Origin of the sequence: Rhodopirellula sp. JB055, from assembly GCF_043100905.1 — a bacterium.
Classification (GTDB): Bacteria; Planctomycetota; Planctomycetia; order Pirellulales; family Pirellulaceae; genus Rhodopirellula.
Genome location: NZ_JBICHO010000473.1, coordinates 1 through 12,344 on the forward strand (window position 1 = coordinate 1; position 12,344 = coordinate 12,344).

A 12,344-nucleotide genomic window follows, 5' to 3' on the forward strand; every position below is an offset into this window, starting at 1 on the left:
CAGGAGCAATCCTACCAACACCCCAATGATTGCGATGACGACAAGCAGTTCTACCAACGTAAAACCGTGTCGCCGGGTTGAATTTGTCATACCGATCCCCTGCTTGAATGCGTTCAATGAAAAGCAGTCAGGCAATTGTTGACTGACGAAGAGACGCTTGGACGGATGCGACCGCATCTCTCTGTGCACGTCGATTGAATTGCAAGGCCAGATAACCTTCGGCGAACGCCGATGACTGAAAAGTGTTCTTGAAAGCTATCCGTGTTAGAATCGTTCGACAATGAATTTCCTCGCCCCTCTTATGTCGTTTTGCGACGGCCCGGGGAAGAATGATTGACAGTGAACCTCCCTACGGTGAATCAGCCTCCCTTAAGGTGTTCACGCTTCACCCTGCGTGCTCGAACCGAGCAATCCAGGGTGATGATTGTGTCCTGGGCATCAACACTGGTGGCAAGCCTTTTGATTCTGGATTGTGAACCCTTGTCGGGTCATCCGAGCACGAAGCAGCTCGGTAGGAATGATCAGGCAGAACCTCACGCAAATGACGGCTCTCGGAGAGACGCCGGTGCGTGATCAACCGGTACTGAATCACTGTGGAACGCCAACGACAATCGCGACGGGCATGGTGAACAGATCCACGCGTTCCTGTTTGGTGATCTCGAAACCAGCGGATTCGACCACGGTTTCCAGTGGGATCGGTTGGCAATCGACAATGTGCGGAAAATGTGTGTGCATCCAGATGTAAGTTTTCTCGAGCACGCTTTCGGGGTCTCCATCTGCCACGGTCGCCATGCTGACAACGCCCAAGCGTCCGCCTGGCCGAAGAACACGACGGCATTCGGCGAGAACCGCTGGGATGGTTTCTGACGCAAACAATTCCAAAGTGAAGCTCATCGAGATGGCATCAAATTGGTTGTCTTCCCATGGTAGCGGCGGCACGTCAGAAACGATCAGGCTCACCCGGTCGAGCACGCCGGCTTGCTGAAGTCGTTTGGCCGCGACGTCTTTCATGCCAGACGAGATATCAACGCCTGCAACCTTGCCTTCGGCACCAACCGCTTCTGCAATCGCAAGCAGAGAATGCCCGGTTCCGAACCCGACTTCGAGCACGGATTCGCCGGCCTGCGGGGCCAGCAGTTGCAAGCCTCGTTCGCGTGCGACGTGCTCACCTCCGTCGGCGATCAAATCGTAGGCGTGGCTGATGCGATCGTAAAACTGCTCGGCTGGGTTGCTTGACATATCGTTTTCGAAGTGCTCGTGAGTGTTCTGCAAAACCAAAGTTTAACGTTTCAAACGGGTGGAAATCGAGTTTGGGATTGGAGCGGAACGTTGCCTACCAAGTGAGAACGATTCACTCCGATCGGTTCCCGAAGCTGCCTTTGGCACCATTCCTTTGCCGCGACATTGGATTGACGCCGCGTTGGTGGGCGGCTTCAATTTAAGCAGCGCGGATGGGTGCTGAATGAACTTCGCATAAGCGGTTATGCAAGAGTGTGTTGGAAATCGGATGAGTGCCAATTGAATGACAAACCCGGTTTCCTTCCCCATTGTTCGCTGCGGAGCATTTTTGGGTGGCTTTGCAGGTCAATCCGATTGGCTTCGCAGTTGCTTTGATCGGCTTCGCGGGTCGGGGAATCCGCTCAATTTGGCAGTTGTTTTCTTCGGTGGATTGTCTCTGTTTGCCCCGGCGACTCGATCATGAACCAGCGAGATAGTGAACCGGAGCCGGGTGACGAATTCGCAGTCACAGCCACCGAAGTGGCCGAACTGCGGCGAAGCCAAGAGTTGTTTCAGCTTTTGGTGGAGGTGTCCTCACAAATTGTTTGGATCACCGACCACATGGGTACCGTCATGGAGGACTCTCCCAGTTGGCGTTCTTTCACCGGACAAACGGTTGATCAGTGGATGGGTTTTGGATGGCTCGAAGCATTGCATCCCGACGACCGCGAGCCGACGATCGCGGCTTGGGAAAAGTCCATTCGCGAGAGCATTCCATTCAGCATGGAATATCGACTGCGCCGTCACGACGGAAAATACATCTGGATGCAAGTTCGTGCGGTGCCTCAGCGAAATGCCGATGGCTCGATCGACCGTTGGGTTGGAATGAACTCGGACATCAGCGATCGAAAGCAACATCAAGCGGAGGCGGCCGAACGCGAGGCTCACTTGCGACGGGTCATCAACCATCAACTTGGTTTGGTAGGGGTGATCGACCGCGACGGCACCTTGGTGGAGGTCGATGATCGAAGCTTGGAGATCGCCAAGGTGGCTCGCGAGGACGTGATCGGCAAGCCCTTCGCGGACGCACCATGGTGGACATACGACCCGAAGGTGGCTGACAAGGTGCGAGAGGCGATGCAGCGGGCGTTCGCAGGTGAAATGGTTCGCTTCGACGTGTCGTTGTTTTCCTATGGAGAGGAAGGCGTCCGGATTGATTTCATGATCGCTCCGGTCACGAATGATGCGGGGGAGATCGAGTATTTGATTCCTTCGGGCATCGATATTCGGGACCGGCATCGGGCGGAGGTCGAACGCAAACGTGCCGCTGCACGACTCGACAAGTCAATGGCTTTCGCGGGAATCGCGGCTTGGGGTTGGGATCCCAATGAGCAGCGTTTGATTCTGGACGCACCCCTGAAACGAATGTGGGGATTCGCGGAAGACGAGGAGGTTTCGCTCGCCGATTTCACCAACCGGATTTCTCCGGACCATCGCGAAAGAGTGGTGGCCGCGATCACGGATTCGTTGCAGAATTTTTCCAGCTATCGCGAAGACTACACGATTGATTTGCCATCGGGCAATCAACGCTGGATTCGGGCGATCGGGCAGGCCATCAGCGATGGGAAGGGAGGGATTGGCGATTTCTTTGGCGTCACGATGGATGTCACGACCGATCTGCGACGGCAAGTCAAGGCACGCGTTCGCGCCGAGTTGCTGGAACAACTCAGTGAGCTGACGGATCCCGATGCGATCATGCAACTGGCAACGCGGCGTATCCGCGAGCACTTTTCCGCGTCGCGTTGTTATTTGGCTCGAATTCGATTGGACGCGCAAACGACGGAGGTGTTTTATGAATCGCATGTCGATGATTTGTCTCCGATCGTTGGGACTCACCAGATCGCTGACTTTCTCAGCGAAGGCGAGATGCGAGAAATTGAATCGGGCAGTCCGGTGCGGATCGATGACATCAGCCAATCGGGGCGCAGTGCCGACAAAATCCAGCTATTTGAGACGCTGGGAATTGCGGCGGTCACACAAGGTTCTTTCGAAGCAACCAAGACGTTGCACCGCACGTTATTCGTCACCAAAGATAAACCGTATCAATGGCGCGACGATGAGATCCGGTTCTTAGACGACCTGACCGAGATGGTTTACTTGCGAATCGAGCGGGCTGAGTCACAACTCGAACTCGAGCAAGCGCGAGCGGTTGCTGAAGCGGCGAGCCAATCCAAGAGCGTTTTCGTCGCGAACATGTCGCATGAAATCCGGACACCGATGACGGCGATTTTGGGGTACGCCGATTTGGTTCGGGACATGATCCAAGACCCGCAAGCCATCGAGCATTTAGAAACGATCCGACGCAACGGCGACTACTTGCTGGAGATCATCAACGACATCTTGGATTTGTCGAAGATCGAAGCCGGCAAACTGGAGGTTCACCGCGAACGATTCGAGCCCGCTCGATTGATCGAAGACGTCCGCAGCATCATGGAGGTGCGTGCAAAGGAAGATGGCCTTTCACTGGATGTTCAGTACATCGGGTTGCTGCCGAAAGTAATCGAATCCGATGGCAAACGATTGAAGCAGATCCTGATCAACTTGGTGGGCAATGCGATCATGTTCACTCATACCGGTTGGGTGCATATCCGAGTTCGATTCAACAAGTTGCTGCACATCGACATCGTCGACACCGGCATCGGGATGAGTGACGAACAACAGAAACGTCTTTTCAAACCGTTTTCGCAAGGTGACGCCAGCGTGACGCGGACCTTTGGCGGAACCGGCTTGGGACTGGCGATCAGCAAACGTCTGACCGAGATGCTCGGCGGAACAATCATCACCAGCAGCACGGAAGGCGTGGGCAGCACATTCACCGTGTCGGTCGCGGTCGGCGACTTGACGGATGTCGCGATGGTAGACTACTCGCACACATTCGACGCGAATCAAGATGAAATGTCGTCCAAATCGAATGCGGGGGAGTGCGGCACTGGCGGCAACCGGTTGGCGTGCGTCGAGAAACCGTTACGTTGCCGTGTGCTCGTCGTCGATGACCGCCGTGACATTCGTTTCCTTTGCCGAGCGTTGCTCACCAAAGCGGGCGCGACGGTCGACGAGTGCGAAGACGGACAATTCGCGGTGGATTACATGAAGGACCACTTGGACGATGATATCTGTCCAGACTTGGTCCTTCTGGACATGCAAATGCCCAACCTGGATGGATACGAAACAGCTCGGACGCTTCGCGGGCTTGGCTATTCAGGTTGGATCATTGCGCTCACCGCCGATGCCATGCAAGGTGACATGAACGAATGCCTGGCAGCGGGATGCAACGACTATCTTTCCAAACCGATCGATTCGAAGCGAATGATTGAATTGATCGCCCAATTCACAACGCCAAGATCAGACGAAGGTCGAACACAAAGGCAACAGACGGAATGACGACGCAAAACTCACCTTCGAAACTCAGCACGGGCAGCCAGCCACTGGATGACATCCTGCATGGAGGACTGACCGCTGATCGGCTGTACTTGGTCGAAGGCGTTCCCGGTACCGGCAAGACAACATTGGCCCTGCAATTTCTATAGGAAGGTGCACGCAAGGGTGAAAGCGGGTTGTACGTCACGCTTTCGGAAACCAAAGCTGAACTGGAGGGCGTCGCGGCCTCACATGGTTGGTCACTCGACCACATCGACATCTATGAGTTGGTCGACACCGAGACCGCCGAGGATGCGCGTTTGCAGTACACGATGTTTGAGCCTTCAGAAATCGAACTCAGCACCACCGTCGACGGCGTCTTGGAACGCGTCAAAGAACGACAGCCGAAACGGGTCGTGTTTGACTCGTTGTCTGAGATGCGTTTGTTGTCGCAAGGGTCACTGAGATATCGTCGACAAATCCTGACGCTCAAGCAATTTTTCGTTGGTCGCGGATGCACGGTGCTGTTGCTGGACGACTACTCCGGGAAGGACGACCAGCATCTGCAAAGCATCGCTCATGGAGTCATTCGGCTGGAACATTTGCTTTCCGATTATGGGGGAGAGAGACGCCGTTTGCGGATCTTGAAGCATCGTGGGAACAGCTTCATTGGTGGGGCACATGATTTGCGGATCGTACGTGGTGGACTGAAAGTTTATCCACGTGAATCGTCCGACCCGCCGCGAGAGGTTTCCAAGACGCATTTGATTGACAGTGGCAACAAAGAATTCAATGAACTGCTCGGCGGAGGCCTGAATGCGGGGACCAGTGCTCTGTTGCTGGGGCCAGCAGGAGTCGGGAAATCGTCGATGGCATTGCAGTTCGCGATTGCAGCCGCGGAGCGGAACGAACGAGCCGTGCTGTTTCAATTCGAGGAGAGCATGCAAGCCCTGTTTGCCCGTGCGGAAGGCCTTGGTTTCGATTTGCGAACGCACGTGGACAACGGATTGATCCGAGTCATCCATCTGATTCCAGGTGAAATCACTCCCAGCGAATTCGCGTGCTTGATTCGCGATTCTGTTCAACCGGATGATCAAGGACGCCGGGTTGGAATCGTTTCGATTGACAGCATCAATGGATATTTGAATGCGATGCCTCATGAGAAATTTCTGATCATTCAGATGCACGAAATGCTGCAGTACCTCGGCCGACGCGGCATCCTGACACTGGTGGTTGTCGCGCAGCACGGGATGCTGGGACAGGGCATGGGAACGCCGGTCGACACCAGTTACTTGGCGGATTCGGTGGTGCTGTTTCGCTACTTCGAAGCCGATGGCGAAATCCGACAAGCGATCTCCGTGATCAAAAAACGAACGGGCCGGCATGAACGGACCATTCGCGAATTCAAACTCAGTCACCGTGGGGTCGAAATCGGACCTCCGCTGAAGAAGTTCAGTGGGATCTTGACAGGAGTCCCTGAGTTCAAAGGGGAACAGCAGTCCTTGATCGATCGGGAAGGTCGGTCGAGCTGATGGACTCGCTTCGCAAAGCAGTGCTCGCAGACGAATGGAGCGAAACGGTTTCCGAACAGGATAGCCACAACCAGCGTGTCGTTGCATTTGCACCGACGCCGCAGGATGCTCGACTGTGCGCCAAGATTTTGACCGAGAACAAGATCTCGGTTCATTGCTGCGAAACCATCGAGTCTTTTGCCGATACCATTTTGCAAGGCGCTGGCATCGCCTTGATCGCACAAGAGCATCTGACCGATGCCGCGATCGCCCGACTGAAGGTTGCTCTTGACCAGCAACCGAAGTGGTCGGAGGTACCAATTTTGGTTCTGCTGCAGCCCGGCGACCCAGATTCGAAACTGCTCAAACGGGTTCTCTCGATCGAACACGTCACGTTGATCAACCGCCCACTGCGGATCGCTGTCTTTCTCAACACGGTGCAAGCCAAACTGCGAGATCGGTTGCGGCAATTCGAGGTGCGCGATCTGCTGCTCGAAAAAGATCGCACAGAAACGCAACTCCGCCGCGAAGCACGCCGCTTGGACATGGCCATTCAGGCGGGCGGAATGGCACCATGGGAATGGAGCAAAACGCATGTGTATTGGTCCGGTGCTTTTCGCCGTTTGCATGGATTTGGAAAGGACGTTTCGCCCAGCGAGTCGGCGATGTTCGCTTCCATCGTGGAAGAAGATCGAGAAGAAATTGCCCAGCAGTGGTCCAGCGCGATTGAACAAAACGTTTCTTTCCGCAGCGAGTTTCGGATCAATCACCCCAAGCATGGCAAGCGTTGGTTGGTGGCAGTCGGTGAACCGATCAAGTCCAAGTCGGGCAAGACGCTCCGTTACACCGGTCTGCAATGGGACATCACAGAACGCAAAACAGCGGAAATGGAACTGCGTCAGTCACACGAAACGTTCCGACGATTGATCAACGACAACCCGCAAGGTTTGTACGTCGTTGACGCAGACTTTCGAATGCGCTACGTGAGCGCTGGGGCACGCACTGTCTTCGCAAACGCAGAGCCATTGATCGGCAGACCCTTCGGCGAGGTCATGAGAACCATCTGGCCAAACGAGTTCGCCGAGGAAGCGATTCGTGTGTTTCGACGCACGCTCGAAACCGGCGAGCCTTATGTGGCGCCACCGCTGGTAGAACGGCGAGTTGATACCAATGAGACCGAGGCTTACGATTGGTCGATCGAGCGAATCGTGTTGCCGGACAACCGCCACGGGGTCGTTTGCCACTTCTACAACAACACCCAACGTCAGCAGTCGGTGGACTCACTTCGTGAAAGTGAGCGGTACTTTCGCGAGATCGCCGATGCGTCGCCAGCGATGCTGTGGGTGACCGACAAGAATCATATGTGCACGTTCTTGTCCAAGAACTGGTACAAAACGACGGGTCAGACCCAAACAGAAGGCATGGGCCTTGGCTGGACGAACGCGACTCATCCCGATGACCGTGAACGTGCCGGTCAAGAATTTTTGACCGCAGCGGAGGCCCGGCAACCGGTCTTGTTGGAGTACCGCCTGCGCATGGCGGATGGGAACTACCGCTGGGCCGTCGATGTCGGGCAGCCACGATTCGACTCCGAAGGCGCATTCGCCGGTTACACCGGGTATGTCATTGATGTCGACGATCGCAAAGCGTTTGAGCAGTCGCTCGAACAAGCCAAGGTGACGGCCGAAAACGCGAACCGATCCCGTGGTGAATTTCTAGCCAACATGTCGCATGAGATCCGGACCCCGATGGCAGCGATCCTCGGGCACGCTGACATTTTAAAGGATCATCTGAAGGATCCAGACAACATTCAGGTGGTCGAAACGATCCGCCGCAATGGCAACTTTTTGCTGAACATCATCAATGACATCTTGGATTTGTCCAAGATCGATTCGGGAAAGATGCAGCTCGAGACCGAACGGGTTCGTCCCGACGGACTGCTCGCGGAAGTGCGTTCCTTGATGGACGTGCGAGCGTCAGAAAAGCATTTGCCACTCAAGATCGAGTTCGATGGCCCCATCCCCGACTTGATCGAAACGGACGCCGTCCGGCTTCGCCAAATTCTGTTGAATTTGGTCGGCAACGCGATCAAGTTCACGGACAGCGGGGAGGTCAAAATCCTGGTCAGTTACGAAGGGCCCGAAGGCCGGGACGACGACGACGCCAGCCGGGATTCCACCAAACTAGAACGAGAGGATGCCAACCATTGTCGATTGGTTTTCCAGATCGTTGACACGGGCATTGGGATCAAACCGGAAGATCAAGCGTCGTTGTTTGAACCGTTCGTTCAAGCGGACAGCACGTCGACGCGTTCCTTCGGCGGGACCGGATTGGGACTGGCAATTTGCCGCCGCTTGGCTCATGCCCTCGGCGGAGACGTCTCAGTAGAAAGCACCTATGGACGAGGCAGCACATTCACGCTTGTGATCGAAGCGGTCTCTTCAGGTCGATTGGTGGAACCCAACCTGTTGATCGATGCTTCGGCAGAAAACGTCGAAGAGGATATCCAACTTTCCGCCAACATTCTGGTCGTTGATGACCGTCGCGACATCCGTTATCTCGCTCAGCACTTCATTGAAAAGGCCGGTGGCAATGTCGTCACGGCGACCAACGGAAAGGAAGCCATCGACATCATCTGCGGGGAAGCCGATTCGAATGTCGATCTGATTGTGATGGACATGCAAATGCCGGTCATGGACGGCTACGAAGCCGCCACGGAACTTCGCCGTCGAGGTTGTGAACTGCCGATCGTCGCGTTGACCGCCAATGCAATGAAGAGCGATCGCGATGAGTGCTTGGCTGCCGGCTGCACCGACTACACGACCAAACCACTCGACAGTCAAAAACTGATCGCGATGATCGATCGGCTGCTGAAGTCGTAGCCTCTACCTCCGTGGAAAAGAGTCTGTTTAACCAACCCCAATCCAGCTCAAACGATAACTCTCGCGAAGGGTTGAGCTTTGCTAGCTGACCGAGGAAGAGCATCTTCGACAATACGCCCCGCGTGGTCGACTGAGGCCCTCAGTCGACAAAGAAAAAGCGATGGCCCCCTTCACGGCCGTCCCATTCGGCTTAGAACCAGAGCTTCTGGTTGATCTGCGGGTTGGGCCGACTCAAGGGCCTGAGTCGGCTACATGTCGAGTGGCTTCGAAACCACCGCTCGGCGAATGCGACAAATCAAGCAATTCGAGGAAGATCGGTTTGCTGATTCGGCCCGCTCGCCAATCCAACACATTCCCTTGGGAGTCGTAAACGATGGTGACCGGCGGACCTTGAACGGCGTAAGCCGCCATGACCTCCGTGTTTTCCGGATTGCCCACGTCGATCGCCACGGGGACGAACTCCGCATTGACCAATTCCTTCACCTGCGAATCGGCCCAAACTTGACGCTTCATGACGCGGCAGGGAACACACCAGTTGGCAGTGAAAGAGAGAAGCATCGGTTTGTCAGCCTTGGCTGCTTGCTGCTTCGCCGAGGCGTAGTCTTTCACCCACGCAATCTCGTTCGCGGGAACGTAGAAACAATGCCAGGCATAGCCCAGCGACACCACAAGAAACGTCAGCCAGAAGCAACGCCAAAAATGAAACAGGGGCTTTGGCTGCGGGCTTGGATCCATCGATTCAACGGGCGGAAGTTCAGATTCGGTGTCGTTCATGATTGCTCTCGATTGACGGTCGGGTAAGTCCTCAACCAGACACCCGCTATTTCGCCACGCTGCCCGACACCGATTTTCAGAAAATTTCATTCACTTCCCGCTGACACAAATCACGCCCGCAGCCAAAACCCAGGGCGTTGCCCTGGGCTGGCGTAGGGCTGCACCGTTGGGGCGAAGTCGAGGGACAAAACCTCCGCGTCTTGAAACGCTGTCTAGACCAAACATTTCGCAGTCCAGGCTAACGCCCAAAAGGCGCAGATGGTGATGCCCGATCATTCCTGCCGACCTGCTTGAACAGTCAACGCGGTCGCTGCCGACGAGAAGAGGCCCTCGAAAGAGCTGTCTTGTCAGACCGATTCGACTGATCTGTCCACCTGGAAGTTGGGCAAACCAACTGGACGAACCATTCGTCAAACTCTTCCGGATTAGGAACCATTCGGAGACAACTTCGGGATTCAAAAGGTAGCGGAAGGGCGCGAACGCTCCGGTGACACAACGGGGGACTCGCGCCGCTCCGCTCCAACCGAACTTGATACCGAACGGTTCTTCACGGCACCGCGATTGCAGACGGAAACCCACGGCTGATTCTTCACGCCCCTCCGTCAAAGCGTTTTGTATCTCCCGACTTGCCTTCGACCGGGGTGTGCTCGGCCGCTTTGGATCCATGTTGGCTGTGGAGCATCTTCCGTCGACATTCTGGACATAGCGAGTCCAAATCACTCGGCCAGCTTCCTACGGATTCAATGCGATGCGTTGGCTCCAGGAAATGAAAGAGACGACGACACTGCTGGCAATTGTTGAACGGCATGCTTCCATTGTAGCGGACCGCTCACTACTTCAACCGGATCAGGACTTCGTTGCGACGCAGGGGAGCGGGAGTGAAGGGTGGGTCGTAAGATGCCGCTTCGACTCCGCTGGCTTTGCTCGACTCGGTGTCTTCGCTGACTGCGGCGGTCAGGCCTTTGGATTCCATCCAGGCTCGCAATTTGGCTTCGGATTCCTTGGCGAGTTTTTTGTCCAACTTGCCTGGGAACCTGATCACGGCGAAGCGTCCGCCCGCGCGTTTGCGGACATCGACGTCGGGGCCGGTCGGCGAGGGAACGCCTTCCACCGCGACTTCCTTGGGCATCACAAATCCCATCTGGACTTCCGAGTCGGCCTGGTCGTTTTCCATGAAGACAGGAGTCGTCATGGAAATCTTTTGTTCAGCTTCGTTGGCTCCTGAAATGTAGCGAAACAGCTTCATGAAGCTGCCGTCCCGGCCCTGAGCATCGATTTTGGTCTTTGTGGCGACCAGCATCAGGTCAGGATACTCGCGAATTTCGAACTCGCCGTCGGACTCGATGACTTTGTATTCCGCCGATTCGTAACCCGCACGCGTGGTTCGGCTCAGCAGGAACACTCCGCCGGTGACCAGAGCGGCGATGGTTGCGACAGTCATGATTCTTCGACGGGACATCGGATTGCCTTTGCGCTTCGCTGGTTGATGACGACAGATCGAACAACGAATCGTCGACCGGTGAACCATAGATGGCTGGCTAGTGGTCTGTCAGGACTTGTTTTTAGCTTTGACAGACCACTCGTTCGATCGAAGCAAAATCGTCCCACACAAGAGCCTACCGCTGAACGTTTTTCGCGATGCCGCGAAGCATGACGGGGAAGACAAGGCCGTGCAGAGGCAACACCGCGTACCAATATGCCAAGCCCAGCAGACCCTTGGGGCGGAATCTGGCTGTCATGACGACTTGGGTTGTATCGACGGAGCACGGTTTCAATTGGAAGTCGAGTTCCGCTTCGCCGGGCAGCTTCATCTCGGCTCGCAAGGTCAGGCGTTCGTTGGGAACCAGTTTGGTGACTCGCCAAAAATCGACCGCTTCGCCATAGTGCAAATCACGCGGATGCCGACGGCCGCGTCGTAGACCGGGACCGCCGATCGCTTGGTCCATCCAACCGCGAACTCGCCAGAGGAACCCGGCACCCCAGTATCCGTTGGCTCCGCCGATCGATCGGATCTCAGCGAAGGTTTGCTCGACCGATCCTTGGACCGTGATCTCGCGGCGGTCGGTCAACGTCGTTCCGCCGGACCAGTCTGGGTCGCCTGGAATTTTGCCCGCCGTTGACCAACGTGTTTCGATATCGCCTTGTTGTGTTTTGCCCAAAGCTGCTTCGATTGCGGCTTCGATGCCCAAGCATTCACCAGGCATCAATCGCACAGCGTCGTCGTTCCGGCAAACGGTGCGGTTCTTCAATCCTTCTGAGAGCGGTCGGGCAATGCTGCTGCTGACCGGCGTGACCAACCCGATCCACAGACTACTGAGGTAAGGAGTCAAAACGGGGACGGGCAAAATGATTCGGCGACGGAGTTTCAGTTTTTCTGCCATCACCTGCATCACATTGCGATACGACATGACGGCCGGGCCGCCGATGTCCAAGGTCTGGCCGGCCGTTTCTTCTACATTCACACAATCGACGAGGTAGCGCAGAACATCTCGAATCGCGACGGGCTGGGTTTCTGTTTTGACCCATTTCGGTGTCACCATGA

7 protein-coding genes and 2 pseudogenes are annotated in these 12,344 nt (G+C 55.6%); 4 read left to right on the forward strand and 5 right to left on the reverse strand.

What is annotated here, in order from left to right; all coding sequences use genetic code 11:
- A partial coding sequence (locus ACF8AM_RS18655; RefSeq protein ID WP_392557102.1) for a type II secretion system protein occupies nt 1-177 on the reverse strand: 177 nt, incomplete at its 3' end.
- A gap of 411 nt (nt 178-588) precedes the next feature.
- Nucleotides 589-1,239, reverse strand: a complete 651-nt coding sequence (locus ACF8AM_RS18660; protein ID WP_392557097.1) for a methyltransferase domain-containing protein — start codon at nt 1,237-1,239, stop codon at nt 589-591.
- A 519-nt stretch (nt 1,240-1,758) separates the two neighbouring features.
- Here ACF8AM_RS18660 and ACF8AM_RS18665 point away from each other — a divergent pair.
- From ACF8AM_RS18665 to ACF8AM_RS18680, 4 genes and pseudogenes are all read left to right on the forward strand, one after another.
- Nucleotides 1,759-4,711, forward strand: a pseudogene (locus ACF8AM_RS18665) (PAS domain S-box protein).
- Nucleotides 4,656-5,351, forward strand: a pseudogene (locus ACF8AM_RS18670) (ATPase domain-containing protein); the annotation flags it as partial. The pseudogenes ACF8AM_RS18665 and ACF8AM_RS18670, both read left to right, overlap by 56 nt.
- Nucleotides 5,352-5,399: 48 nt before the next feature.
- Nucleotides 5,400-6,167 (forward strand): ATPase domain-containing protein, encoded by a 768-nt coding sequence (locus ACF8AM_RS18675; protein WP_392557103.1) that lies wholly within the window; start codon nt 5,400-5,402, stop codon nt 6,165-6,167.
- The gene (locus ACF8AM_RS18680) at nt 6,167-9,028 is read left to right on the forward strand and encodes a PAS domain S-box protein (RefSeq protein ID WP_392557098.1); all 2,862 of its coding nucleotides are present in this window, start codon (nt 6,167-6,169) and stop codon (nt 9,026-9,028) included. Before ACF8AM_RS18675 ends, ACF8AM_RS18680 begins: the two co-directional genes overlap by 1 nt.
- Before the next feature lie 231 nt (nt 9,029-9,259).
- Here ACF8AM_RS18680 and ACF8AM_RS18685 read toward each other — a convergent pair whose 3' ends face one another.
- The 3 genes from ACF8AM_RS18685 to ACF8AM_RS18695 form a co-directional block, all read right to left on the reverse strand.
- The gene (locus ACF8AM_RS18685) at nt 9,260-9,802 is read right to left on the reverse strand and encodes a thioredoxin family protein (protein ID WP_392557099.1); all 543 of its coding nucleotides are present in this window, start codon (nt 9,800-9,802) and stop codon (nt 9,260-9,262) included.
- A gap of 832 nt (nt 9,803-10,634) precedes the next feature.
- Nucleotides 10,635-11,261 (reverse strand): SOUL family heme-binding protein, encoded by a 627-nt coding sequence (locus ACF8AM_RS18690; protein WP_392557100.1) that lies wholly within the window; start codon nt 11,259-11,261, stop codon nt 10,635-10,637.
- Between the two features lie 157 nt (nt 11,262-11,418).
- On the reverse strand, nt 11,419-12,344 hold a 926-nt coding region (locus ACF8AM_RS18695), incomplete at its 5' end, for an SDR family oxidoreductase (RefSeq protein WP_392557101.1).